The organism is Pseudomonas sp. HOU2, assembly GCF_040729435.1.
Classification (GTDB): Bacteria; Pseudomonadota; Gammaproteobacteria; order Pseudomonadales; family Pseudomonadaceae; genus Aquipseudomonas.
The window spans coordinates 1,368,385-1,394,260 of record NZ_CP160398.1 but is presented as its reverse complement, the minus strand read 5'-3'; the positions used below and the strand labels follow the sequence as shown (position 1 = coordinate 1,394,260).

Here is a 25,876-nt window from a genome sequence, read left to right as displayed (position 1 = left end):
CGCTGTGATCGAGTTTTTGTTGTACCTGCTGTTTGGCGCCGCCCTTGGAACCCTGGGCGGGATCTTCGGCATTGGCGGTGGTTTGATCGCCATTCCGCTGCTGGGCGTGTGGTTCGGCCTCGATCAACAGATCGCCCAAGGCACAGCGCTGGTGATGGTGGTGCCCAACGTGATGCTGGCGCTGTGGCGCTATCACCAGCGCAATCGCATCGAGCTGCGTCATGCGCTGCCGTTGGCGGTCATGGGTTTTTGCTTTGCGTGGATCGGTTCGATCTGGGCGGTGGGCATCGATGCGCAGACCATGCGCATCGGTTTTGTCGCGTTCCTGGTGGTGCTTTCGGCGTACAACCTGCTGAAGATGTTTGGCAAGCGACCCGCCGCGACTTCCGAAATGCGCTATTCCTGGCCATGGCTGGGAGTGTTGGGCGCAGCGTCCGGAACCATGGGCGGTCTGTTCGGTGTCGGCGGCGCCGTGGTGGCAACGCCAGTGCTGACCAGCCTGTTCGGCACCAGCCAAGTGGTTGCCCAGGGCCTGTCGCTGGCATTGGCGTTGCCGAGCACTGGCGTGACCCTGGTGACTTACGCGGTGCATCACGAAGTGGACTGGATGATCGGCCTGCCACTGGCCATTGGCGGTCTGGCGAGCATCAGTTGGGGGGTGAAAGTCGCCCACGCCATGCCGGAAAGGCTCCTGCGCGGGCTGTTTTGCGGTTTTCTGGTGCTGTGTGCGGTGATGCTCGCCTTTAAAGTTTGAAGCCTTCGACGATGTGCTCGGCCAGGCATTCGGTGATCGGCGACGGATTGTTCAGGTTGCGGATCAGCATGATGCTGGCCTCGGGCAACAGCGGCAGATCCTCGGCAGCGCCAAGAATGCGCATGTCCGGGGTGATCAGGCTTTCCAGTTGCGCGGTGATCGCCAGACCGGCGCTCACCACCGCCATCAGCGCCGACAGGCTGGTGCTGTTGTAGGCGATGCGGTATTCGCGGCCCATTGCGTCCAGCGCATTGCACGCCCACAAGCGACAGAAACAATCACTGTTGAACATCGCCAGCGGCAGCGGCGTCTGCTCATGGGCGCTGAAATTCTGCGCCTCGGCCCAGACGAATCGCTCCTTGCGCAGCAACTGGCCAATCTCGTTGCCCGGCTCGCGAGTGACGATCGACAGGTCCAGATCGGTGCGCTGCAACAGCTGTTTGCTGGATTCGCAGTGCACTTCGATCTGGATCAGCGGGTAGAACTGGGCAAACCGCGAGAGGATCCCCGGCAGAAACCGCATCACATAATCGTCCGGCGTACCGATGCGCACCGTGCCAACCATGTGCGGCTCGCGCAGGGTATTGAACACTTCGCTGTGCAATTTCAGGATGCGCCGCGCATAACCCAGCAGCACCTGGCCCTCGGCGGTCAGGCGTACCTGGCGGCCGTCGCGCTCGAACAACTGGCGTTGCAGCACGTCTTCTTCGAGGCGCTTCATCTGCATGCTCACCGCCGATTGCGTGCGGTTGACCATCTCGCCGGCGCGGGTAAAACCGCCCTGATCGGCAATCGCAACGAAAGTGCGCAGGACATCGGTATCGATACTGGGGTAAGCCGACAATTGATGAATCTCCGTGATGAATGCCATCAGAAACATTCGTTGGATTGATCTTAGCGCCAGCGCGAGACTTGAGCCATCCACAAGGAGGGCAACACGATGAAAGGTCAAAGAGAGTATGTAGACGACACAAAATTTTCCGGCCACGGCCATATCGTTTCCGACCTGCTGCACAAGTTTAGCCGCTGGTACGAACTGCACCGAGAACGCGAGTTGCTTGCCAGCCTGAGCGACGAAGCGCTGAAGGACATCGGGGTCAGCCGTGCCGACGTCGAGCACGAGGCCATCCGGCCGTTCTGGGACGATCCGATGCATAAATGATCAGGGCCTTACTACACAAACCACTTTCAGGTGAGGTAGGTTGCGAGCAGACAAGGAGATGTTCATGCCCGCGACTCTGGCCTTTTCCCTCAAACAGGCGCGACGTCTGGCGCTGGCTGCCCAAGGATTCAACGGGCGCCAGCCGCCGACCGTCAAGGCGCCGCAACTCAACCGGCTGATCGAACGGCTGGGCCTGCTGCAGATCGACTCCGTCAACGCCGTGGTGCGCTCGCACTACCTGCCGCTGTTTTCCCGTCTCGGTTCCTATTCTTCCGATCTGCTCGACCAGGCTGCATGGAGTTCGGGTCGTCGGCGCACGCTGTTCGAATACTGGGGCCATGAAGCGTCGTTGCTGCCGCTGGCGATGTATCCGTTGCTGGGCTGGCGGATGCAGCGGGCCAGAACTGGCAGAGACATTTATCAGCAACTGGCGAAGTTTGGTCTTGAACGGCAGGACGTCGTGCGCCGGGTTTTAAGCGCGGTTGAGGAGCGCGGTGCATTGGGCGCCGGCAGCCTGTCGACCCGTGAGGACAAGGCCGGACAGTGGTGGGACTGGAGTGCGGAAAAGCATGCGCTGGAATGGTTGTTCGCCGCCGGTGAAGTGACGGTGGCCGGCCGTCGCGGTTTTGAGCGTTTGTATGATTTGCCGGAGCGGGTCATTCCATCTTCTATTTTGCAGCAAGCGTTACCTGACGAGGCTGAAGCGCAGCGGGGCTTGCTGCTGCACGCGGCGCAGGCCTTGGGTGTTGGCACTGAAAAAGACCTGCGCGATTACTTTCGCCTGAATCCGGGAGATGCGCGACCGCGTCTGGCGGAACTGGTCGAGGACGGGCAGTTGCAGACTTGCGAAGTCGCCGGCTGGCGACAAATTGCCTACTGCCTGCCGCAGCCGAAAGTCCCGCGTAAAGTTGTCGCCAGTGCTTTGTTGTCACCGTTCGATTCGTTGATCTGGGAGCGCAGTCGTACCGAGCGGCTGTTCGATTTTCGCTATCGGCTGGAGATCTATACGCCGCAGGACAAGCGGGTTTATGGCTATTACGTGCTGCCGTTTCTGCACAACGAGCGGATTGCCGCGCGGGTCGATCTGCGTGCCGAGCGGGCGGCGGGGCGATTGGCGGTGCATGCAGTGCACGAGGAGGCGCCGGGGCTGGATGATGAGGGGATGTTGGCGCTGGCGTTGAATTTGCGGCAGATGGCCGATTGGCTGGGGCTTGCGCGAGTGCAGCTTAATTGTCAGCGCGAAAGTGCGGGGCGGTTGCGGGTGGCAATGTCTGCAATTCTCTGTGACTGAACTGGCCTTATCGCCAGCAGACTGGCTTCCACAAAGATCTTTGGGTGATCTGGACCCCTGTAGGAGCTGCCGAAGGCTGCGATCTTTTGATTTTGTTTTTTAGGATCAAGATCAAAAGATCGCAGCCTTCGGCAGCTCCTACAGGCGATGGGGGCGGGCGGCTTAGCGACGAACCTGCTTCAGCGTCTCGGCAATCAGAAACGCCAGCTCCAGCGACTGATCGGCATTCATCCGCGGATCGCAGTGGGTGTGGTAGCGATCCGACAGCCCGTCTTCAGTAATCGGCCGCGCACCGCCGATGCACTCGGTGACATTCTGTCCGGTCATCTCGATGTGAATCCCGCCGGCATAAGTGCCTTCGGCTTCGTGTACCTGGAAGAACTGTTTCACTTCGCCAAGGATCTGCGCGAAGTCGCGGGTCTTGTAGCCGCTGCTGGCCTTGATGGTGTTGCCGTGCATCGGGTCGGAGCTCCACAGCACCTGCTTGCCCTCACGTTGCACCGCGCGGATCAGCGCCGGCAGGTGATCGCCGACCTTGTTTGCGCCCATCCGCGCAATCAGGTTCAGACGGCCCGGATCGTTGTCCGGGTTGAGCACGTCGATCAGGCGGATCAGATCATCCGGGTTCATGCTCGGGCCGACTTTCACCCCGATCGGGTTGTTCACTCCGCGCAGAAATTCGACGTGGGCGCCGTCGAGCTGACGGGTGCGGTCGCCGATCCACAGCATGTGCGCCGAGCAATCGTAGTAATCGTTAGTCAGGCTGTCGCGACGCACGAAGGCTTCTTCGTAGTTCAGCAGCAGCGCTTCGTGGGCGGTGAAGAAACTGGTTTCGCGCAGTTGCGGCGAACTGTCCATGCCACAGGCGCGCATGAACGCCAGGGTTTCATCGATGCGATCGGCAAGATGGCTGTATTTTTCGGCCAGTGCCGAGTTGGCGATGAAATCCAGGTTCCACTTGTGCACCTGATGCAGGTCGGCAAAACCGCCCTGGGCGAAGGCGCGCAACAGGTTCAGGGTGGCGGTGGACTGGTGGTAAGACTGCAGCAGGCGCTCGGGATCCGGCACCCGGCTCTTTTCGTCGAAACCGATGCCGTTGACGATGTCACCCCGGTAGGCGGGCAGGGTCACGCCGTCTATGGTCTCGTCGTTGGCCGAGCGCGGCTTGGCGAACTGGCCGGCCATGCGCCCGACCTTGACCACCGGACAACCGGCGGCGAAGGTCATGACGATCGCCATTTGCAGCAATACTTTGAACGTGTCGCGAATCTTCGCCGCCGAGAACTCGGCAAAGCTTTCCGCGCAATCGCCGCCCTGCAGCAGGAACGCCCGGCCCTGAGTCACTTCGGCAAACTGACGGCGCAGCTCGCGTGCTTCGCCGGCAAACACCAGCGGCGGATAGCTGGCCAGGGTCTGCTCGACCTGGCGCAGATGCGCCGCGTCAGGGTATTGGGGTTGTTGCTGGATCGGCAGGGCGCGCCAGCTGTCAGGGCTCCACGGTTGGCTCATCACGGTCTCTAATTGGTTCTACGCACGGGAAGCCCATGGTAGCAGCAATTAGTGCGTGACCTGCTCCCGCCCCATCACCGACAATCGCCGCTTTGCCACGGCGCCGGAGCGGTGCCATCGCGTCACCGCGCCCGGTGACCATCAGGAGACGAAATGACTGAGGAGCGCGTCGAGCTGTTGCTCGCCGAGGTACAGGATGAGTTCGGCGTGATTCGCGTGCTGGAAGTGGCCGATTACCGCTTTCTGGAATTCGGCGATGCCATCGAGCAGAGCTGCGTGTTCACCGCCGATCCGAGCTGGCTCGAATACGACTACACCCGGGCGATGCTGATTGGCGCGTTGTGCCATGAGCAACCGGAGAGCGCGCTGTTTCTCGGCCTCGGTGCCGGCACCCTGACCCAGGCTTGTCTCAAGTTTCTGCCGCTGGAAGACGTCGAAGCCATCGAACTGCGCCCGGACGTGCCGCGCCTGGCCATCGAATATCTGGGGCTAGATGACGATCCGCGTTTGTACATTCGTGTCGGCGATGCCCTGGAGTTGCTGCCGACGGCCGAGCCTGCGGATCTGATCTTTGTCGACCTCTACACCGATGTCGGCCCGGGTGTCGGGCATCTGGCCTGGAGTTTCCTCGGTGATTGTCAGAAACGTCTGAATCCGGGTGGCTGGCTGGTGATCAACCAGTGGGCCACCGATGACGGCAAGCCGTTGGGCGCAGCATTGCTGCGCGGGCTGTATCACCGGCATTACTGGGAGCTGCCGGTGAAGGAGGGCAATGTGATTCTGATTGTGCCGGCGGATCTCGATCAGGACCTGGACATGCAAGCCCTGACCGCCCGGGCCGAAGAGCTGGCGCCGCGGTTGGGGTATTCGTTGCAGTCGTTGATCAACGCAATTCGCCCGGCGACATGAGTGGTCAGTAATGGCCCTTCGCGAGCAAGCTCGCTCCCACATTTGAAATGCATTCCAAATGTGGGAGCGAGCTTGCTCGCGAAGAGGGCCTGAAGAGCACCCGTTTTCTCAGATCCCTTTGAAGATTCCAGGGCGCCGCTCAACCAGCGACCGTACCCCTTCCTTGGCATCCTCACTCCCCAGCAACTTCTTCACCAGCGCCGGCAACCCCTGTGCCGCCGCGGTCTCACCTTCATACCGCGCCTGCCGAGCCGACATCAGCGTCGCCTGCACCCCCAGCGGCGCCTGCCGGGCAATTCGCTCGGCCAACTCAATCGCTCGTGGCAACAGATCCTCGCTGGCCATCACTTCCTGTACCAGGCCCAAATGCAGCGCATCGTGTGCATCGAACTCATCTCCGGTCAGCAACCAGCGCATCGCGTTGCCCCATCCCGCCACTTGATGAAAACGTAAAGTCGCGCCACCAAAAGGAAAAATCCCACGCTGCACTTCCATTTGCGCGAAGCGGGTGTTGCTCGCACACAGGTTGATGTCGGCGGCCAGCATCAACTCGATGCCGATGGTCAGGCAGTAGCCTTGCGCGGCAACAATCACCGGTTTGCTCACTCGCGGTCCGACGAAAACACCCCACGGGTCGCAACCGCCGGTCGGAACCTGCCAGCCTTCGGCAAGCGCAGAGCTCGCATTCAGTAAATCCAGACCGGCGGTAAAGTGCTCGCCATGCCCGAATACCACGGCCACCCGCGCTTCGGTGTCGGCCTCGAACTCACCGTAGGCCAGGCTCAGCGCGTTGAGCAGATCGAGGTCGAACGCGTTGCGTTTGGCCGCTCGGTCCAGGCCGATCAGGTGGACATGACCACGACGTTCACGGCTGACGCGACCGGGGCAGGACTGATTCATGGGTAAATCCTCGGGCGGGAAGGGCGGGTGCAGCGACGGTATGCCGCACATCGGTGAATCGTTTAAGCGTCATCGCCCGCAAGGCCGGGCCTTTGCAAAATAGACCTTCGCACGATTATCCGCAAAACCCCGTTACACAGCGGTGACACAGCGATTCAGCTGATAAAAAAAGCTCCCTTTTCGGGCAAATTCCGGTATAGTGCGCGCCGGCCTTTAACCGGGCCGCGTTTAGGTAGCGCAATTCCCCGAAGTCAGCTTCGGCTGCACGTCCGCACTGCGGGCTCTTCCTTGACGATTCTTTTTCATTCATACGTTTTCGCAAATCCCCGCCGACAAAGCTGCCAGGGCGACTCTTGAGTCTCAACACGGCATGTGCAGCTTTGGAGCATGGGTCTTTGCGGATGCACTTAGAGGCAGACCCATGACCCAGGAAATCGGCGGCTTCGCCGCTCTTGAACTTCATCCCAATATTGTCGCTGCAGTAGTCGCTACCGGCTATGAAGAGCCTTCGGCCATTCAGCAGCAGTCGATCCCGATCATCCTCGCCGGTCACGATATGATTGGTCAGGCGCAAACCGGTACCGGTAAAACCGCTGCCTTTGCCCTGCCTATCCTGCACCGCATTGATCCGTCCAAGCGCGAGCCGCAAGCTCTGATCCTGGCCCCAACTCGTGAGTTGGCGCTACAAGTTGCAACCGCTTTCGAAACCTACGCCAAGCAAATGCCGGGCGTAACTGTTGTGGCTGTCTACGGCGGCGCGCCGATGGGCCCACAATTGAAAGCAATCCGTAATGGCGCACAGATCGTTGTCGCCACTCCGGGCCGTCTGTGCGACCACCTGCGTCGCGACGAAAAAGTCCTCGCTACCGTGAACCATCTGGTTCTGGACGAAGCAGACGAAATGCTCAAACTGGGCTTCATGGACGACCTGGAAGTCATCTTCAAGGCCATGCCGGAAACCCGTCAGACCGTATTGTTCTCGGCGACCCTGCCGCAGTCGATCCGTGCCATCGCCGAGCGCCATCTGCGCGATCCGAAGCACGTGAAGATCCAGAGCAAGACCCAGACCGTTACCGCGATCGAGCAGGCTCACCTGCTGGTTCACGCTGACCAGAAGACCTCTGCCGTTCTCAGCTTGCTGGAAGTGGAAGACTTCGACGCTCTGATCATGTTCGTGCGCACCAAGCAAGCGACCCTGGATCTGGCCAGCGCCCTCGACGCCAAAGGCTACAAAGCCGCTGCGCTGAACGGTGACATCGCCCAGAACCAGCGTGAGCGCGTGATCGACTCGCTGAAAGATGGCCGTCTGGACATCGTTGTCGCGACCGACGTGGCTGCCCGTGGTCTGGACGTTCCGCGCATCACCCACGTGTTCAACGTGGACATGCCGTACGATCCGGAATCCTACGTGCACCGTATCGGCCGTACCGGCCGTGCCGGTCGCGAAGGTCGTGCGCTGCTGCTGGTGACTCCACGTGAGCGCCGCATGCTGCAAGTGATCGAGCGTGTCACCGGTCAGAAGGTTGCCGAAGTGCGTCTGCCGGACGCTCAGGCTGTTCTCGATGCACGCATCAAGAAACTGACCAACAGCCTGTCGCCGCTGGTCGCTGATGCCGAGTCGACTCACGGCGAACTGCTGGATCGTCTGACTGCCGACATCGGTTGCACTCCGCGTGCACTGGCCGCTGCTCTGCTGCGCAAGGCCACTAATGGTCAGGCGCTGAACCTGGCAGCGATCGAGAAGGAACGTCCACTGGTGCCGAACAACGCACCGCGTGGCGACCGTCCTGAGCGTTCCGGTGATCGTCCTGATCGTGGTGACCGCGAGCGTCGCGCGCCAATGCCTCTGGGCGAAGGCCGTGCCCGTTGCCGTACCGCGCTGGGTGCGCGTGACGGTATCGCCGCCAAGAACCTGCTGGGCGCGATCCTCAACGAAGGTGGTCTGGCCCGCGAAGCGATCGGTCGCATCCAGGTGCGTGACAGCTTCAGCCTCGTCGAGCTGCCGGAAGATGGTCTGGACAAACTCCTGACCAAGCTGAAGGACACTCGCGTCGCTGGCAAGCAGTTGAAACTGCGTCGCTACCGCGAAGATTGATCCGCCCTTTGGCTGATTGATCGCACATGAAAAATCCCCGACTGGTTCGGGGATTTTTTTTGCCTGTCTTTCAAGCTCAAAAGATCGCAGCCTGCGGCAGCTCCTACAGGAGAAATGCATTCCAAATGTAGGAGCTGCCGCAGGCTGCGATCTTTTGATCTGCCTTTAACCGAAGCGATAGATGTCCATGCCCAATGCACCCATGGTGAACCCCTGGTGCGCCACGTTGAACTCACCCCCGGCACCCCGTGCGAAATACAGCGGCAACAAATGCTCATCACTCGGGTGGCTGCGCACGGCATTGGGTGCCTGCTGACGGTAGTCGTGCAGAGCCGCTTCGTCGTTGGCTGCAAGCTTGTCGATGACCCAGTCGCGAAAATCCCTGGCCCATGGCTCGACACTGTCCGGGCCAGCATGCCAGTCCAGCTCGCGCAGGTTATGGGTGATGCTGCCGGAGCCGATCAGCAGAATGCCTTGCTCGCGCAGCGTCGCCAGCGCTCGTCCGACACGGGTTTGCAACACCGGGCCGCCGCGACTCGGCAGCGACACCTGCACCACCGGAATATCCGCTTGCGGGTACATCAGCGACAGTGGCACCCAAACGCCGTGATCGAACGGGCGTTGCGGGTCGAGGCGTGCCGGCAGATGCGCGGCGTCAAGCAATTCAGCCACTTCGGCCGCCAGTTGCGGATCCCCCGGTGCCGGGTACTGCACTTCGAAAAGGGCGCGCGGGAAGCCGCCGAAGTCGTGCCAGGTTTCTGGACGAGGGTTGCTGCTGACCAGCAACTCCTGGCTTTCCCAGTGGGCAGAGACGATCACGATGGCATTCGGCCGCGGCAGTTCGGCCGCCAGACGCGCCAGCGCCGGGCCACTGGCACCGGGTTCCAGGGCCAGCATCGGTGAGCCGTGGGAGATAAACAGGCTGGGAAACATGGAAAGGTTCCTGAGCGGTAAGATGGCCTCATCTTCAGTCAGATCATTGATCTAAATCTAATATAAGTTTTAACGCCTTTTGATCGAATTTTTTGGGGTGATGCATGCAGCCTGAGTTTTGGCACAAGAAGTGGGAATCCAATCAGATCGGCTTTCATCTGCCTGAGGTGAACCCGTATCTGCAGCGGCACTGGGCGGTACCGGCAACGGCGCGAGTGCTCGTGCCGTTGTGTGGGAAAAGTCTGGATTTGGCGTGGCTGGCCGGGCGCGGTCATCAGGTGCTCGGGATCGAACTGTCGGAAAAGGCTATTAAGGACTTTTTCAGGGAGCATCAGGTGCAGCCGCAGATCAGCCAGAAGGGTGCGTTCAAGGTCTATCGCGGTGACGCCATCGAGTTGTGGTGCGGTGACTTTTTTGCGCTGACAGCAAGCGATGTAGCCGATTGCACCGCGTTATACGACCGCGCCGCGCTGATCGCCTTGCCACCAGCGATGCGTGAGCGCTATGCGGCGCATCTGCAGCAAATCCTGCCGCAAAGTGTGCAAGGTCTGTTGATTACCCTGGATTACAATCAGGCGCAGATGCCAGGGCCGCCGTTTGCGGTGGGGGATGATGAAGTGCAGCGGTTGCTGGGTGATGTCTGGCAGGTGCGGATGCTGGAAGAGCAGGATGTGCTGGGGGAGAGCTGGAAGTTTCTGCAGGCGGGAGTGACGCGGTTGGAGGAGCGGGTTTATCGGGTTTCTGGCCGATAGGTTTTTATTGGCAGGGCCGGCCTCATCGCTGGCAAGCCAGCTCCCACAGTGATCCCCGTTGTATCAGAAATCCAGAGAACACCACAAAACCCTGTGGGAGCTGGCTTGCCAGCGATGAGGCCAGAACAGGCAGCGCATAACCCCCGAGTACAAAAAAGGCCCGCATCACTGCGGGCCTTTTCGTTACTGTGCCAAACCGATCAACCGCGACGACGCAGCGCGTCGATACGCTCTTCCAGCGGCGGGTGGCTCATGAACATGCGGGCAAAGCCCTGTTTGATGCCACCGTTGATGCCGAAGGCGTTGAGGGTGTCCGGCATGTGCACAGGCAGGCCCTGTTCGGCGCGCAGGCGTTGCAGCGCACCGATCATCGCGTTGGTGCCCGCCAGACGTGCGCCGGCTTCGTCGGCGCGGAATTCGCGTTTGCGCGAGAACCACATGACGATGGCGCTGGCGAGAATGCCCAGTACCAGTTCGGCGAAGATCGTCGCCACGTAGTAGGCGATGCCTTGGCCTTCTTCGTTCTTGAAAATCACCTTGTCGACGAAGTTGCCGATGATCCGGGCGAAGAACATCACGAAGGTGTTCACCACGCCCTGGATCAGCGCGAGGGTGACCATGTCACCGTTGGCCACGTGACCGATTTCGTGGGCCAGAACGGCTTTCACTTCATCCGGCGAAAAGCGTTCGAGCAGGCCCTGGCTGACCGCGACCAGCGCGTCGTTCTTGTTCCAGCCGGTAGCAAAGGCGTTTGCTTCGTAGGCCGGGAAAATACCGACTTCGGGCATCTTGATCCCGGCTTCGCGGGACAGTTGCTCGACGGTTTGCAGCAGCCATTGCTCATGCCGGGTACGTGGCTGGCTGATGATCTGGGTGCTGGTGCTCATCTTCGCCATCCACTTGGAGATGAACAGCGAGAACAGCGAACCGGCGAAACCAAAGACCGCACAGAAAACCAGCAGCTGACTGAGGTTGAGATCAACCCCGTTGGCCGCCATGAACCCGTTGAAGCCAAACAGGCTCAGGGTGATGCTGGCTATCAGCACGACCGCCAGGTTAGTGGCCAAAAACAGCAGGATGCGCATCATGGTTGTAGAAATCTCCTCAAGCTAAAGATGTAGCGTACTGCGGGGTATATAAGGTGCGGCACCGGGTGATTCAACCGAGTGACTATTTCAAACTGTGTCCTACAGCGGATTCGAGGTGCCGCAGGTCATTGCTCACGAGCGAAACCGAAAGGGCTGACAGACGGTCGCCACCCGCCACCTCTACGCCAGAGGCGTGTGAGCCATACGAATCGCAAGTGTAGAAGGCGCAGCGGGGCGGAGAGTGCAGAAGTGTTGCTGAATCAGACAGTGCGCAACGTTCGGGCCGTTGCGCACCGTTGACCGGTTACTGGCGGTAGGACTTGAGGAAGTTGCCGATGCGGCCGATGGCCATCTCGAGATCGTCGACACGGGGCAACGTCACCACGCGGAAGTGATCCGGCCACGGCCAGTTGAAGGCCGTGCCTTGCACCACCAGCAGTTTCTCGGAAAGCAGCAGGTCGAGGACGAATTTTTCGTCGTTGTGGATCGGGCAGACCTTCGGGTCGATCCGCGGGAACGCATACAGCGCGCCCATCGGTTTGACGCAGCTGACGCCCGGAATGTCATTGAGCAACTCCCAGGTACGGTTGCGCTGCTCCAGCAGGCGACCTTGCGGCAGCACCAGGTCATTGATGCTCTGATAACCGCCAAGGGCAGTCTGGATCGCATGCTGGCTCGGCACGTTGGCACACAGGCGCATGTTAGCCAGCATGTCGATGCCTTCGATGTAGCTCTGGGCATTGTGTTTCGGCCCGGAGATGGCGATCCAGCCGGAGCGGAAACCCGCCACGCGGTAGGATTTCGACAGACCGTTGAAGGTCAGGCACAGCAGGTCCGGCGCCAGCGAGGCGGTGCAGATGTGCACGGCGTCGTCGTAGAGGATCTTGTCGTAGATCTCGTCGGAGAACACCACCAGGTTGTGCGCGCGGGCGATTTCCAGCATGCCCAGCAACACTTCCTTCGAATACACCGCGCCAGTCGGGTTGTTCGGGTTGATGATCACCATGGCCTTGGTGTTCGGGGTGATCTTGGCCTTGATGTCGGCCAGATCAGGGAACCAGTCGGCACCCTCGTCACACAGGTAGTGCACGGCATTGCCGCCAGCCAGGCTCACGGCTGCAGTCCACAGCGGATAGTCCGGGGCCGGTACCAGCACTTCGTCGCCGTTGTTGAGCAGTGCCTGCAGCGACATCACGATCAGCTCGGACACGCCGTTGCCCAAGTAGATGTCTTCGATGCCGACACCTTCGACATTTTTTTGCTGGTAGTACTGCATCACCGCTTTACGGGCGCTGAACAGGCCTTTGGAATCGCTGTAGCCCTGGGCCGTCGGCAGGTTGCGGATCACATCCTGGAGAATTTCGTCCGGCGCTTCGAAACCAAACGGCGCCGGGTTGCCGATGTTCAGCTTGAGGATGCGCTGGCCTTCCTCTTCCAGACGTTTGGCGTGCTTGAGCACCGGGCCGCGAATGTCGTAGCAGACGTTGGCGAGCTTGTTCGATTTGCTGAACTGCATGGCGATGTGATCCCGAAAATGAACGATCCAGACGGCGGATGGCCAACCGTACTGGGATTCCTGCGTCTTCGCACAGGCGGAGTCTTGCGCCGTGGCGCCGAGAATCCGTTTGAATGCGCCCGGTCTGGCTGCCAGACTGGCGTGTGACGAGGCGCAATCATACGTGCCACCCGATCCGTGGAAAAGGTACAGATCGGGCTTTTTCAGCCGCTGAGGTGTGACGATGGAAAAGTTGGAAAAAACCCTGGAAGAATGGCGTGCGATGCTCGACCCGGAGCAGTACAACGTATGTCGCCTCAGTGCGACCGAACGGCCGTTCTCCGGTAAATACAACGCCACCAAGACTGACGGCGTTTATCACTGCGTCTGCTGCAATGAGCCGCTGTTCGACTCCACGACCAAATTCGATTCCGGCTGCGGCTGGCCGAGCTTCTACGCGCCGATCGGCGAAAGCGCCATGACCGAAATCCGCGATACCAGCCACGGCATGATCCGCACCGAGGTCAAATGCGCCCGCTGCGACGCGCATCTGGGCCACGTGTTCCCCGATGGTCCGCCACCGACCGGCCTGCGGTATTGCATCAACTCGGTGTGCCTGGATCTCGAGCCGCGCGAATGAACTGCCCGCCCGACCGGTGCGCTTGATCCACCCTGTAGGAGCTGCCGAAGGCTGCGATCTTTTGATTTTCAAGATCAAAAGATCGTCCGAACGCGGCCCGAACCTTCGGCAGCTCCTACAGGGTTATGTGCAGTTAATTAAATTGCACGCAATTTAATTGCTCGCTATGTTTACGCCTTCTTCCAGAATTCAGAGTGCGGATCATGAGCGACAACCTGCTGAATATTCCTGTCATCACCATCAAGGGTGAGCAAAAGACCCTGGCCGATTTCGCCGGCAAGGCGGTTCTGGTGGTCAACACCGCCAGCAAGTGCGGCTTCACCCCGCAGTACAAAGGCCTGGAAGAGTTGTGGCAGACCTACAAGGATCAGGGCCTGGTGGTGCTGGGGTTTCCATGCAATCAGTTCGGCAAGCAGGAGCCGGGCAACGAAGGCGCGATCAGCGAGTTCTGTGAGCTGAACTACGGCGTGAGTTTCCCGCTGTTCAAGAAGATCGACGTCAACGGTTCTGACGCGCATCCATTGTTCGTGCAGTTGAAAAAACGCGCTCCGGGTCTGCTCGGCTCCGAGGGCATCAAGTGGAACTTCACCAAGTTCCTGATCGGCAAGGATGGGCAACTGGTCAAGCGTTTCGCCCCGACCACCAAGCCGCAGGACATCAGCGGCGAGATCGAAGCCCTGCTCAAATGAACAGCCTGCCCGACGATTCGCTGAAGCTCGACAGTCAGTTGTGCTTCAAGTTGTATGCCGCGTCCCGGGCGGTGATTCGTGCTTACAAGCCGATGCTCGATCAGCTCGGCCTGACCTATCCGCAGTACCTGGCGATGCTGGTGCTGTGGGAATGGCAGGACAGTGCGCCGGCGCAACCGACGGTCAAGGCCTTGGGCGAGCGTCTGGCGCTGGACTCCGGCACCCTGACGCCGTTGCTCAAGCGCCTTGAACAATTGCAGTGGGTGCAGCGACAGCGCTCGGCGCGCGACGAGCGTGAAGTGCACCTGAGCCTGACCGCGCAAGGCCAGGCGTTGCGCGAGCAGGTCGGGCCGCTCAAGGCGCGGTTGTTGTGCGACAGCGGGGTGGACCTTGATCGGCTCAACGATTTGCGTAACGGCCTCGATCAGCTGCTGGGGCAGATCAAAGCGCTGACGTAGCCGGAATCCACTGGTCGAGCAGGGCCGCCAGCTCTTCGCGGCGGAACGGCTTGGCCAGGTAATCGCTCATGCCGGCCGCACGGCAGCGCTCGCGTTCTTCGGACATGGCGTTGGCAGTCAGCGCGACGATCGGCAGGTGCGGCCAGCGCCCGCTCTGGCGAATCTGCCGGCTCGCTTCGTAGCCGTCCATCACCGGCATGTTGCAATCCATAAGTACCAGATCGAATTCATCGTGCTCCAGTTGATCCAGCGCTTCGGCGCCGTGGGCAGCGACCACCACATCGCAACCGAGCTTGCCGAGCATGCCTTTGGCCACCAGTTGGTTGACCGGGTTGTCTTCCACCAGCAGCACCTTTGCGCGCCGCCGAACCGGCAGGCTCTCGAGCTGCGTATCGTTGATCATGGTGACGTCCGCCAGCAGGATGCGCCGCAGGATCTGATACAGCGCGTTGCGCGCCAGTGGTCGGGCCTGTTGCTGCAATGGCGCCAGCGCGGCGGCCTCTTCGCTGGGCATGAAACTGCCATAAGCGGTGACAACGAGAATTGGCGCGCTGAGGGTCGGGCGCAGACTGAACAGGCATTCCGGGCAATCGGTGATCAGCAGATCGGGTGACAGGCCCAGCAACGGGTCGTCCATCGTGCGCTGTTCATAAGTCACGCCCCACACCGGCAACAATGTCTTCAGCAGTTCCGCCAAGCCGCTGCTGGCAGCGGTGATCGCCAGTACCTTGCCGTGCAGCGGCGGGGGCATGACCGCCCGGGTGTGACACGGCAATGGCAGATCGGCACAGAACTGGCTGCCGAAACCGGCCTCGGAACTGATGGTCAGCCGGCCTTGCATGGCCTCGCACAGGTTGTAGGTCAGTGCCAGGCCGAGGCCGGTGCCGCCGTACTGCCGCGTGATGCCGGCACCGGCCTGGGTGAACGGCTGGAAGATTTTCACCTGGGCTTCCTGGGCGATGCCGATGCCGGTGTCACAGACCTCGATGCGCACCCCGTCGTTATGCGCTGACAAACGCACATCGACCCGGCCGAAGCGGGTGAACTTCAGGGCATTGGACAACAGGTTGCTGACAATCTGCCGTACCCGGGTCGGATCCCCCAGCACCAGCGCCGGAAAGTGTGGATCGATCAGGCAGGTCAGTTCGACGCTGGGCGCGGCGTTCTGCGACAGCAGGTTGGCGGTGTCCTCGATCAGCGAGCCGAGGTCGAACGGAATGTGTTCCAGCTCCAGTTGCCCCGCATCGAATTTGGACAGGTCGAGAATATCGTTGAGCAGCTCCACCAGCACCTTGCCCGAGTCATGGGCAATCGACAGCTGTTGCTGTTGCTCGGCGTTCAGCGGTCCGTCGAGGGACAGGGCGATCATTCCCAGCAGGCCATTGAGCGGGGTGCGAATCTCGTGGCTCATGTTGGCGAGGAATGCCGAGCGCGCTTCGGCCATGTCCAGTGCGGTGCTGCGGGCCACCTCCAGTTCCTCGTTGGATTGGCTGAGCCGGGTATTGATGGCCTTGAGCTCGGCGGTGCGGGCCGAGACGATGTGTTCCAGTTGCCCGAGGTAGTCGGTCAGGCGGTTTTCCGCGTTGCGGCGTTGCTGGATTTCCGTGGCGATGTTGTCGAACTGCTGGTTGGCGACTTTGACCAGTACGCCGATCTCGTCATTGGCGTGGCCGGCCGGACATTCCAGGGTCGTCGGTTCCGCACTGCGTGCGTCACGCGCGCTAAGTTCCCGGATCAGGCGCACCAGTGGCTTGGTCAGCATCACGTAGAACAGCGCCAGCAGGATCCCGGTGAGAATCAGGCTGCGGGCAAAGCCGTTGAGCAGGGTGACTTCGGCGCGGCGCAGGAAGCGGCTGCCGAACGCGTAGGTGTCGACTTCAAGACTCAGCGTGCCCAGCGATTCTTCGGGCAGGTGATCGAGGTACAGGCGGTCTTCGAACTGGCGCTTGGCGCCGAACAGGAAGTCGCTGATCACCCGATAACCGCTTTGCAGCTCCGGGCGTTTGACGTTGGCCAGGACATTGCCGTTGTTGTCGGTCAATTGCGCCGAGATGATCGCCGGCGAACGCAACAGGCCCAGGGTCAGTTCCTGCGCCAGTTCCGCGTCGATGTTGTAGGCGATACGCGACGCCGGATTGTGGCTGATTTCCAGCAAAGACAGGATTTCACGGTTGATGGAGGCGTCTTCGCTGGCATAATCGATGCCGATCTGCAGCAGGCTGAGCAGCGTGCCCAGAATGAACCCGACCAGCACAGTGAATCTGGCTTGCTTGTAAGACAGCCGGTGGGTGAATTTGATATCCATGGGGTGTTGAACCACTTCCGTTTCCCTTCGCTGCTCAAGCATAGTCGATCATGTATGGATACCGAGGTTCCCGAATCGCCTTGTAACAAGGCCTGAGCGGGGTTTGTTGATCTGATTGTCGTCGCTGAAGCACCATCATCACTTTGAACGTGCCCGAGGAGAAGACGTGGATTCCCGATTGAATGCTTTTCTTGAACGTGCCGAGTCGGTTCTCGCGCGGATCGAACCCTTGCTGCCGGCACCGCGTCCGCTGATCGACTGGGAAACCTGCCTGGCCGCGCGCTGGCAGCGTGACGGGCGCAGTGGCTATTTGTTGCCGCTGGAAGTCAGCCTCGACATGCGCCTGTCCGACTTGATCGGTGTCGACCGTCAGTTGGAACAACTGGGCCGCAACACTCAACAGTTTCTCGACGGCATGCCGGCCAACCATGCGCTGCTCTGGGGCTCGCGCGGCACCGGAAAATCCTCGCTGGTGCGGGCGTTGCTGGCCGAACACGCCAAGGCCGGCCTGCGTTTGATCGAAATCGAGCGCGACCATCTGGCCGACCTGCCGCGCGTGGTCGAGCAGATCGCCAAACTGCCGCAGCGCTTCGTGCTGTTCTGCGATGACCTGTCGTTCGAGTCCGGCGAAGGCGATTACCGCGTGCTGAAAAGCGTGCTCGACGGCTCGCTCGAACAGGCTCCGGAAAACGTTCTGCTGTACGCCACTTCCAACCGCCGTCACTTGGTGCCGGAAAAGGTAAGCGACAACGAAAACTGGAAGCGCGTCGACGGCGAACTGCATCCGAGTGAGGCGGTGGAAGACAAGATCGCCTTGTCGGACCGTTTCGGTCTGTGGCTGTCGTTTTATCCGTTTACCCAGGAACATTTCCTCAACGTCGTCGAACACTGGATCGGCCAGTTGGCGGCCAAGGCCGGCTTGAGCTGGCAGCGCGACGAAGCACTGGACATCCTCGCCGTGCGCTGGGCCACCGGGCGCGGCAATCGCAACGGACGTTGCGCGTACCAATTCGCCCGTTACTGGGTGGGACTGAAATTGCTGGAGCACAAGGCATGATTGATTTGCAACAAAGCGGCCAGGGCCTCGAAGGCTATGGCATGTTGGCCGCACAACTGGAATCGCTGCTGGCGGACGAGCGCGACTTCATCGCCAATGCCGCGCAGTTTTCGGCGTTCCTGTTCAACCAGCTCGACGATTTGAACTGGGCCGGTTTCTACCTCAATCGCAACGAGGAGCTGGTGCTTGGCCCGTTTCAGGGGCAGATCGCCTGTGTGCGCATTCCGTTCGGTCGCGGTGTGTGTGGCGCGGCAGCGGCCAGTCGGCAGACCCAGCGCGTTGAAGACGTGCATGCGTTCCCCGGTCATATCGCTTGCGACAGCGCCTCCAACAGCGAGCTGGTAGTGCCATTGGTCAAGGACGGTCGGTTGATCGGCGTACTCGATCTCGACAGCCCGAAACCGGCGCGTTTCGGTACCGACGATCAGGCCGGTATCGAGCAACTGGCGGCGATCTTCCTGCGTCTGACCGACTGCTGATCAGGCGCTCAGGCCAGCCTTGCGCAACAGGCTGGCCGGATCCACCGCATCGATCTGGCGCGGATCGAGAAACCGTGCGGCGTACTGCATGTACACTTCGTCGTTGATGAACAGTGCAAACAGCTCGGGGTCGATGTGCGCCTCGCGGGACATGGTGGCCATGATCCCCAAGGCTTCGCTCAAGGATTTGGCCTTCTTGTACGGTCGATCCGCCGCTGTCAGCGCCTCGAAGATATCGGCAATCGCCATCATCCTCGCCGGCAGGCTCATGTCCTCGCGCTTCAGGCGTTTGGGATAACCGCTGCCGTCCATTTTTTCGTGATGACCGCCGGCGATTTCCGCGACGCTGTCCAGGTGCCCGGGGAAGGGCAGGTGGCTGAGCATCAGGATCGTCTGCACCATGTGGTGATTGATGATGTAGCGCTCCTCGCGAGTCAGCGTGCCTCGGGTAATGCTCAGGTTATACAGCTCGCCGCGATTGTATTTATAGCGCGGCACATCCAGTTTGAACCCCCACGGATTGTCTTCCGGAATCAGCTCGCTGTCGGCACGCTGGATCAGATGTTCTGGCTTGTCCGCCAGCAGTGGCTCGCTGACCGGCAGATTCGGCGCCGGCGTTTGCGCCTGACGGCGGTGTTCCTCCCATGACACGCCCAGACGATCATCGAGAGTGCGCGTCCAGCGGCGCTCGGCGATGCGCTCAAGGCGCTGCAGATCAGCGGGTGCCATGGCTTCACCACCCAGATTGCAGCGGGCAACGAAGGCAAAGTCATCGTCCAGTTGCGTCAGCGTGGCGTCACGCAGTTCGCTCAGTTGCACCTCGTTGCCGCCCAGCGCCAGCGCCTGCCAGTAACTGATCCAGGCATCGCGCTTGAGCACTTCGAAACGGGTGCGGATTTCGTGGATGCGATCGTTGAGGGTTTCCAGTTTGGTCGCCTTGTCGACGACATACTCCGGCGTCGTGACTTTGCCGCAATCGTGCAGCCAGGCCGCGATGTGCAGGGCTTCCCATTCGTCTTCGCTGGGCTGATAGCTCTGGAACGCCGGCGCCTGACTGGCGGCAGCGGCCTGCGCGAGCATCAAGGTCAGCTCCGGCACGCGCTGGCAGTGGCCGCCGGTGTAGGGGCTCTTGGCGTCGATGGCGCCGGCCAGCAACTGAATGAACGCGTCGAGCAACTGCTTCTGCTTCGCCTGCAGGCGCTGACTTTCGATACTCACCGCCGCCGCGCCAGAGACTGCTTGCAGGAAGGCGATGCGGTCCGGACGCAGTTTCTCCAGATCCTGAGCGCTGCCGCTGTCGTTGATCAGCAAAAGCAGCAGGCCGATGGTTTCGTTGTGGCGGTTGCGCAGGCGGATTCCAATCAGGTGGATGCGCGGCGACGCCATTGCCAGCAAGACTTTCTGCAAGTCCCCGGCCTGTTCGAAGCCAAGGCTGCTGACCACGTTGTCAGCGTTGATCAGTTGCTGGAACCACGCCGGCCCTTGATCGGCCAAGAGATCCCGGCCCAGTACAGCGAACTCGCCCGGCTCGTGCGAGGCGCCATCAATGATCAGTCCGTAAGGCGCCATCCGGTTGCCATCGCTTTCGCGCAGGTAGATCAACCCAGCCTGCGCCTGGGCAATCTGAACGGTCTCGAACAGCACCCGTTGCAGCAGCGGGGCGAAGCGGGTTTCGGCGCACAGACTGTCGGTGATGCGGAAGAAACTGGCGAGCGTGTCCTTCATGCGGGCCATCGACAGGCTCAACTGGTCGACCTCCAGCACCGGCGAGCGGCGGGTGACCGGAAAGTTGAAATCGAAGCTGCGGATCGCGTCGGCTTCCTTGACCAGCGCATGCAGCGGCTTGACCAGAATCCGTGAGGTCAGCCAACCCAGTGGCAGGCACAGCAGCAAGGTCGCCAGGGTGATCAGTGCACCCTGCCAGCGCATGCGGTAGGCGTCGGCCAGCAACTCGTCCTCTGGCACCACCAGGGCCATTTGCAGACCTCTCGGCCCACCCTCCTGCAAATGGCTGCGGGCGACGATCCAGTGGCGGCCATCGACGTTCAGCCGTTTGCCCTGATGCGTGGTGGACAGTAACGCGTGCAGAGTCGGGCTCAGGTCGGCGGCCTTGGCCAGGCGTGCGCTGCTGTCGTCGACAATCAGCCGGCGGCTGTCCGGGTAGGCCACGGCGTTGCCATCGGCATCGAACAACACGATTTCGGTGGAGGGGGTGACCACGTGTTTGAGCAAGGTGGCCGAGAGTGCTTCCAGCGTCAGGTCGGCACCGATCACGCTGGTTGCGCTGCTGCGTCGGGCCAAAGTAGTGCCCACGTTGTGCGTGGAGAAGAACACATAGGGCTCGGTAGTGATCTGATCACCCTGCTGCAGGGCGTTGGTGTACCAGTTGCGAGTGCGCGGATCGTAGCGGTCGTCAGGATTGTCCTGGCGCCCGACGGGCGTCAGCGCCTGGTCGAAGAATAGCGACTGCGACGACGCAGCGCCGCCGGCATCGTGCTCGATGCTCCAGACCTGATAGGCCGCCGTCGGCGGCGCCTTGAGCAGGGTTTTCAGAGCGCTGGTGCGCAACGGCCGGACCATGAAGAAGTCGCCGTTGCCGTAGCCCAGATACAGCGAAGCGAGATCGGTGTTGTCCTTGAGTGACTGACTGAACGGCTTGAGCAACGCCAGACGCTGCTGCAGGTTCGAGGCCCCGGCGGCCTGATTGTCGGCCAGCAGGCTCAGCAGATGACGGATCGGTTCGTAGGTTGAATGCAGGTCCAGGCGCACGTCCTGTTCGATGCGATTGAACAGGTTTTCACTGCTCGACAGGATGATCCGGGTGGTCTGCCGATAATTGAACAGCCCCAGCACCACGCCTGTCAGCAACAGCAGAAAGGTGAACATGACGCTGATGTGCACGTGCAACGGGAACCGGCGTTGATCCGGGCGCAGTGGGCTGGGCATTGCTGACTCTCCATTGAAGTAAACACACTGCTCAGCGTTCAAGCATAGTTAAGGCTCGGTCATTGTGCTTTCAGCGAACGGTTCCAATTGTTGCTGCAACGCCTGCTCCAGTTCGACCATCGCCGCGTCGGTGGCCTCGATGCAGCGCACGATGGCCGGCACCGACGTGGTCTGCTGGCAGGCGTGTTCCAGCGCATCGCAGCAGACGATCAGACGCGAAGCCTGGGCGATCCGGGCGGCGCCCTTGATCTTGTGCGCCACCACCGCCAGTGCCTCGCGATCATTGTGCGGCGCCAGGGCCAGCAGCTCCTCGCGATCGAGGCGGCTGCTCTTGAGCAATTGCGTGAGCAGGCGCCGGGCTTGAAGCGGATTACCGCCGGTCAGTTGATGCAAGCCCTCGAGATTGAACGCGGGTTGCGGTGTTGCCGGTTGCAGCCCGTTGACCCACTGGCTCAGCGCGCTGAGGCTCAGAGGTTTGAACAGGCAGTCATTCATGCCCGCCAGTTTGCAGCGTTGCACTTCCTCGGGCTGCGCGTTGGCCGTGAAGCCAAGGACCTTGCAAGGAGGACGGCCTGTGCGTTGTTCTTCCTGGCGGATGGCCGCCGCCAATTCGTAGCCGTTCATCAACGGCATGTTGCAGTCGGCGATGACCAGGTCGAATTCACCGGCCTGCCACTTCGCCAATCCGCTGCGACCTTCTTCGGCAAGGCTGAAGCGATGCCCGAGGAACTCCAGTTGCTGGCACATCAGCAGGCGATTGGCGGGATGGTCGTCGACCACCAGAATATTCAGCGGCGCACCTGACACGCGGATCGGCGATTCGGTTTTCGCCGTGGCCACCCTGCATGGCAGCGTTTGCAGCGGCAGCGACAGGCAGACCTGGGTGCCGATCCCCGGCTGACTACTCAATTGCAACTGACCGCCCATCATTTCACAGAGGTTGCGGCTGATCACCAGCCCCAGTCCGGCGCCGCTGCGGGCCTGCTGGCGGCCGCCGTCAGCCTGGGCGAACGGCTCGAACAGACGTTGTTGATCTTCAATGCTGATGCCGACGCCGGTGTCGTGGATCGTCAATTGAACGAGCGAACACTTGCCGGCGGCATTAGGCAGCACGTCCAGTGTGACCCGCACCTGCCCGCTCTGGGTGAACTTGATGGCATTGCTGATCAGGTTCGACAGGATCTGCTTGAAGCGCAGCGGATCCAGTTCCACATCGACTTCGAGCCCTGGAGGATTGACGGTCAGGGGCAGGGCGAGGTTTTTCTGCCGCGCAAGGCCGTCGAAGATCCTCACCACCGAAGCGACGGTGTCGACCAGGTTGATCCGCTCGGGCGCCAGGCTCAGGCGTCCGGACTCGATCCGGGCGATATCGAGGATGTCGCCGATCAGCCCCAGCAGATCCTTGGCCGAACAGTAGGCGGTTTCGATGGACGAGCGATCCGGCGCCTGATCGGTCATGCGTTCGAGCGTCAATTCGAGCATGCCGATGATGGCATTCATCGGCGTACGGATTTCGTGGCTCATGGTCGCCAGAAAAGTACTTTTCGCCCGGTTGGCGTTGTCCGCCTGTTCCTTGGCTGTGCGCAGTTCATCGAACAACTGGCGGCGATCACTGATATCGATCCAGCCACCGATGATCCCTTGTACATCGCCGCTGGAGTCGCGGTAAGGCAGGATCCAGTGATAGATCGTCAGACGCCGGCCACCGATGTGCAACGGACGGTCGAGCAGCAGCGGCGTCCCCTCGGCCACAACCCGCTGGTAATCCGCCTCGAAGGCCCGGGCTTCGAAGGCATTGCTCAGGGTGCCTTGCATGACACTCTTGCCGATCACGTCTTCGCGTTTCGCGTTGAAGGCTTCGAGGTAGCTGTCGTTGCAGCTTTGCAGCAAGCCTCGGCGATCGCGCACGTAGATCGGATGAGGTGTGCCGTTGACCAGTGAGCGCATGAACTCGAACTGATCGTTGAGTGCCCGCTCGGCGGCCTGGCGTTGCTTGATCTGGCGCCGCATGTAGGCGTTCCAGAGCAGGGACAACAACAGCAGCAGACAGGCTGCGCCGATCAGTTGGTAAAACAGACGCTGATAGTGATGCCAGTTGCTTTGCGCGGCATTGGAAAAACCGCGCCAGCGGCTGTTGATGACCCCCAGCTCTTCGGGGCTGATGCTCAGCAGGGCCTTGTCGAGGATCGATCCGAGTTCGCTGTTGTCACGGGCCGTGGCCAGCGAAAAGGCCGCCTGCCGGGTACCAAGGGTGGTGGTGATCTGCAACTGATGCTCGAAGATCCGCGACGAAATCAGATAGTTGGCGATCACCAGCGAGGCGACGGCACCATCGGCCTTGCCTTCGGCGAGCAAGGTCGCGGCGCCGAAGGTGTCGGAGGTTTCGGTCAGATGGATATCGGGGAACTCGCGGCGCAGGTAGGCGGCCATGGGACTGCCTTGGGCAATCGCCAGGTATTTGTCCTTGAGCTGCGCAGGATGGGTCGGGCTCTCAGTGGATTTGCGGGTCAGCAGGACGAAGGAGTTTTCCAGATAGGGACGGCTGAATTGCAGGGTCTTTTCCCGTTGCGGGCTGGGCAGCAACGCCGCGATCAGATCGGCCCGGTGCTGATTGATCTGCTCGACCATGTCAGCGTCGCTGCGGCTGCGCACCAGTTCGAAACGCATGCCGGTACGCAGGCGCAGCAGTTGGAGCAGGTCTGCGGTGATGCCGCGTAGATTGCCGTCGCTGTCAAAGAATGTCAGCGGCGCGAACGCCTCGTTCACCACCACGCGCAGCACCGGATGCTGTTTGAGCCACTGTTCTTCGTGGTGGGTCAATTGCAGTTTCTGGTCGGTCAGCAGGATGTCGCTGCCGGCGCTCCAGCGCTTGGCGATGCTGTCCCGTTCACTGGCGGGTATGGCCAGCAGTGCGGTGTTGATGATGGCCAGCAGTTGCGGGTTATCGGCGTGCACGGCAAAGCTGAAACCATGGGCTTCCTGTTTGCCGAAATTGGCCATGCGGATGTTGTTCAGATAGCCCTTGTTGATCATGTAGTGGGTGGAAATGGTATCGCCCAGAAACACGTCGGCCTGATCGAAAGCCACTGCGTTGATTGCGTTTTGATAGGACGGGTAGGACGTCAGGATGGCTTTGGGGTAGAGCGCCTTGACTTCGTCCTGCGGCAGATAGTGATAGACCATGCTCAGGCGCAGTCCGGCCAGGCCCTCGGTGAGCGTGCGGGTTTCGTCTTCGCGGGTGACCAGTACCGGCTGGTCGATGGCGTAGGGGATAGAAAGCAGGATGTCGGCGTTACTGGCCTCGAAACCGTTGGCGGTACCGAGCATATCGACCTGCCCCGCTACCAGCGCGCGTACCGCAGCTTCCCGTGAGGCAAAGCGCTTGACCCGGACTGGCAAGCCCACGGCCTGTCCGAGCAGGCCGGCGTAGTCGGCGGTAAAACCTTCGTAATCGCGACCGCTGGCGGTCATGTCGAACGGCGGATAATCCGGTGCGGAAGTGCCCAGTACCAGTTCGTGGCGAGTCTGTAACCATTGCCGTTGCGCGGGCTGCAGAGACATGGACAGCGCTTCGTGGCTCGAACGGCTGCGCAGCACATAATCCTGCGCTGTGACGAGGTCGGCATATGCCTGAGAGGGCAGGCACAGGCTCGCATACAATATGGCGAGATAGATCTTTAGACGACTGGGCATTCAGGCTCTCACACTAGCGCGTTGCGCTTGGCCATCTCGATAAGTTCCACCAGGGACCTGGCTTTCAGTTTCTGCATCAAGCGTTTTTTATAAGTGCTGACGGTTTTGTTACTGAGGAACATGCCCTTGGCAATTTCCTTGTTGGTGCGCCCTTGGGCAAATAACTGCAGGACCATGAGTTCGCGGTCATTGACGGCTTTGAACAATTCCAGCTCGGCGTAACGCACATCGTCACTGCGTACCGGATTCAATGCCTGACTGGGAAAATAGTTGTAACCGGAAAGTACCGCTTTTATGGCGCTGACCAGTTCGCTCAAGTCTTCTTCCTTGCACACATAACCGGATGCGCCGGACTGCATGCAGCGAATGCCGAACAGCGTCGGGCATTGCGCCGTCAGTACCAGGGTCTTGAGCGGAGTGCCCATGGCATTGAAGCGGGCGAGGACTTCCAGGCCGTCGAGTTTGGGGATGCTGATATCGAGGATGATCAGGTCGGGCATGCATTCGCGAACCATCTGCATGGCATCGACCCCGTTATCGGTTTCGCCGACGACCTTGTAACCTTCATGCTCGAGGAGCATTCGAACGGCAAGTCGGATGACGGGGTGATCATCGACAATAAAAACGGAGTTCATAATCAAATCCCATACGTGCGCGAATAAAGCGCGCACCTTAGCTCAGATAAAAGAGCGATCGCATGAACTCACAGGGCTCTAGCAGC

At 60.8% G+C, this 25,876-nt stretch carries 21 protein-coding genes; 11 read left to right on the top strand and 10 right to left on the bottom strand.

Annotation, left to right across the window (positions count from 1 at the left end; translation table 11 throughout):
- The first annotated feature begins 4 nt into the window (after window positions 1–4).
- On the top strand, window positions 5–754 hold the full coding sequence (locus ABV589_RS06160; RefSeq protein WP_045122197.1) for a sulfite exporter TauE/SafE family protein: 750 nt from the start codon (window positions 5–7) through the stop codon (window positions 752–754).
- Here ABV589_RS06160 and ABV589_RS06155 read toward each other — a convergent pair.
- Complete coding sequence (locus ABV589_RS06155; protein WP_177325748.1) at window positions 744–1,598, bottom strand: LysR substrate-binding domain-containing protein; 855 nt, start codon at window positions 1,596–1,598, stop codon at window positions 744–746. The two genes, ABV589_RS06160 and ABV589_RS06155, sit on opposite strands and share 11 nt — an antisense overlap.
- A gap of 96 nt (window positions 1,599–1,694) precedes the next feature.
- Here ABV589_RS06155 and ABV589_RS06150 point away from each other — a divergent pair, with 96 nt between their 5' ends.
- Both ABV589_RS06150 and ABV589_RS06145 read left to right on the top strand, forming a co-directional pair.
- Window positions 1,695–1,916: a DUF1127 domain-containing protein gene (locus tag ABV589_RS06150; RefSeq protein ID WP_007964812.1), complete on the top strand. Its 222-nt coding sequence runs from the start codon at window positions 1,695–1,697 to the stop codon at window positions 1,914–1,916.
- 64 nt (window positions 1,917–1,980) lie between these two features.
- Window positions 1,981–3,207 (top strand): winged helix-turn-helix domain-containing protein, encoded by a 1,227-nt coding sequence (locus ABV589_RS06145; RefSeq protein WP_367085274.1) that lies wholly within the window; start codon window positions 1,981–1,983, stop codon window positions 3,205–3,207.
- Window positions 3,208–3,369: 162 nt separating this feature from the next.
- Here the strand turns inward: ABV589_RS06145 and ABV589_RS06140 are convergent, their stop codons facing one another.
- On the bottom strand, window positions 3,370–4,716 hold the full coding sequence (locus ABV589_RS06140) for a class II 3-deoxy-7-phosphoheptulonate synthase (RefSeq protein WP_007964815.1): 1,347 nt from the start codon (window positions 4,714–4,716) through the stop codon (window positions 3,370–3,372).
- Window positions 4,717–4,869: 153 nt separating this feature from the next.
- Between ABV589_RS06140 and ABV589_RS06135 the strand changes: the two genes are divergently transcribed.
- On the top strand, window positions 4,870–5,625 hold the full coding sequence (locus tag ABV589_RS06135) for a spermidine synthase (RefSeq protein ID WP_367085273.1): 756 nt from the start codon (window positions 4,870–4,872) through the stop codon (window positions 5,623–5,625).
- A 108-nt stretch (window positions 5,626–5,733) separates the two neighbouring features.
- Here ABV589_RS06135 and ABV589_RS06130 read toward each other — a convergent pair whose 3' ends face one another.
- Window positions 5,734–6,525 (bottom strand): crotonase/enoyl-CoA hydratase family protein, encoded by a 792-nt coding sequence (locus tag ABV589_RS06130; RefSeq protein ID WP_367085272.1) that lies wholly within the window; start codon window positions 6,523–6,525, stop codon window positions 5,734–5,736.
- A 421-nt stretch (window positions 6,526–6,946) separates the two neighbouring features.
- On the opposite strand from ABV589_RS06130, the gene ABV589_RS06125 reads away from it, so the two are divergent.
- The gene (locus ABV589_RS06125) at window positions 6,947–8,620 is read left to right on the top strand and encodes a DEAD/DEAH box helicase (protein ID WP_007964821.1); all 1,674 of its coding nucleotides are present in this window, start codon (window positions 6,947–6,949) and stop codon (window positions 8,618–8,620) included.
- 165 nt (window positions 8,621–8,785) lie between these two features.
- Here ABV589_RS06125 and ABV589_RS06120 read toward each other — a convergent pair whose 3' ends face one another.
- Window positions 8,786–9,553 (bottom strand): class III extradiol ring-cleavage dioxygenase, encoded by a 768-nt coding sequence (locus tag ABV589_RS06120; RefSeq protein ID WP_367085271.1) that lies wholly within the window; start codon window positions 9,551–9,553, stop codon window positions 8,786–8,788.
- Window positions 9,554–9,657: 104 nt separating this feature from the next.
- Between ABV589_RS06120 and ABV589_RS06115 the strand changes: the two genes are divergently transcribed.
- Complete coding sequence (locus ABV589_RS06115; protein ID WP_367085270.1) at window positions 9,658–10,305, top strand: thiopurine S-methyltransferase; 648 nt, start codon at window positions 9,658–9,660, stop codon at window positions 10,303–10,305.
- A gap of 200 nt (window positions 10,306–10,505) precedes the next feature.
- Here the strand turns inward: ABV589_RS06115 and htpX are convergent, their stop codons facing one another.
- Together htpX and ABV589_RS06105 are read right to left on the bottom strand one after the other, a co-directional pair.
- Window positions 10,506–11,393 (bottom strand): protease HtpX, encoded by an 888-nt coding sequence (gene htpX / locus ABV589_RS06110; protein ID WP_007964827.1) that lies wholly within the window; start codon window positions 11,391–11,393, stop codon window positions 10,506–10,508.
- Window positions 11,394–11,697: 304 nt separating this feature from the next.
- Window positions 11,698–12,909 carry a pyridoxal phosphate-dependent aminotransferase gene (locus tag ABV589_RS06105; protein WP_003226761.1) on the bottom strand — a complete coding sequence of 404 codons (1,212 nt, stop codon included), beginning with the start codon at window positions 12,907–12,909 and terminating at the stop codon, window positions 11,698–11,700.
- A 223-nt stretch (window positions 12,910–13,132) separates the two neighbouring features.
- Here ABV589_RS06105 and msrB point away from each other — a divergent pair, with 223 nt between their 5' ends.
- The 3 genes from msrB to ABV589_RS06090 all read left to right on the top strand — a co-directional run bounded on the left by msrB (window position 13,133) and on the right by ABV589_RS06090 (window position 14,675).
- On the top strand, window positions 13,133–13,528 hold the full coding sequence (gene msrB, locus ABV589_RS06100) for a peptide-methionine (R)-S-oxide reductase MsrB (protein ID WP_367085269.1): 396 nt from the start codon (window positions 13,133–13,135) through the stop codon (window positions 13,526–13,528).
- 203 nt (window positions 13,529–13,731) lie between these two features.
- Window positions 13,732–14,217 carry a glutathione peroxidase gene (locus ABV589_RS06095; RefSeq protein ID WP_367085268.1) on the top strand — a complete coding sequence of 162 codons (486 nt, stop codon included), beginning with the start codon at window positions 13,732–13,734 and terminating at the stop codon, window positions 14,215–14,217.
- Window positions 14,214–14,675 carry a MarR family transcriptional regulator gene (locus tag ABV589_RS06090; protein ID WP_367085267.1) on the top strand — a complete coding sequence of 154 codons (462 nt, stop codon included), beginning with the start codon at window positions 14,214–14,216 and terminating at the stop codon, window positions 14,673–14,675. Before ABV589_RS06095 ends, ABV589_RS06090 begins: the two co-directional genes overlap by 4 nt.
- Here the strand turns inward: ABV589_RS06090 and ABV589_RS06085 are convergent.
- Window positions 14,659–16,980 carry a response regulator gene (locus ABV589_RS06085; RefSeq protein WP_367085266.1) on the bottom strand — a complete coding sequence of 774 codons (2,322 nt, stop codon included), beginning with the start codon at window positions 16,978–16,980 and terminating at the stop codon, window positions 14,659–14,661. The genes ABV589_RS06090 and ABV589_RS06085 overlap by 17 nt on opposite strands.
- Window positions 16,981–17,146: 166 nt before the next feature.
- Here ABV589_RS06085 and ABV589_RS06080 point away from each other — a divergent pair, with 166 nt between their 5' ends.
- Entirely contained in the window at window positions 17,147–18,037 is an 891-nt protein-coding gene (locus ABV589_RS06080) for an ATP-binding protein (RefSeq protein ID WP_367085265.1), read from the top strand.
- Window positions 18,034–18,516 (top strand): GAF domain-containing protein, encoded by a 483-nt coding sequence (locus ABV589_RS06075; protein WP_367085264.1) that lies wholly within the window; start codon window positions 18,034–18,036, stop codon window positions 18,514–18,516. Before ABV589_RS06080 ends, ABV589_RS06075 begins: the two co-directional genes overlap by 4 nt.
- On the opposite strand, the gene ABV589_RS06070 is transcribed toward ABV589_RS06075, so the two are convergent.
- Genes ABV589_RS06070 through ABV589_RS06060 form a run of 3 tightly spaced genes read right to left on the bottom strand, consistent with a single transcriptional unit; the run spans window position 18,517 to window position 25,790 of the window.
- Window positions 18,517–21,462: an HD domain-containing phosphohydrolase gene (locus ABV589_RS06070; protein WP_367085263.1), complete on the bottom strand. Its 2,946-nt coding sequence runs from the start codon at window positions 21,460–21,462 to the stop codon at window positions 18,517–18,519.
- A 48-nt stretch (window positions 21,463–21,510) separates the two neighbouring features.
- Window positions 21,511–25,155, bottom strand: coding sequence for a transporter substrate-binding domain-containing protein (locus ABV589_RS06065; RefSeq protein WP_367085262.1), 3,645 nt, complete (start codon window positions 25,153–25,155; stop codon window positions 21,511–21,513).
- Between the two features lie 8 nt (window positions 25,156–25,163).
- Window positions 25,164–25,790, bottom strand: a complete 627-nt coding sequence (locus ABV589_RS06060) for a response regulator transcription factor (RefSeq protein WP_007969092.1) — start codon at window positions 25,788–25,790, stop codon at window positions 25,164–25,166.
- Window positions 25,791–25,876: the final 86 nt, after the last annotated feature.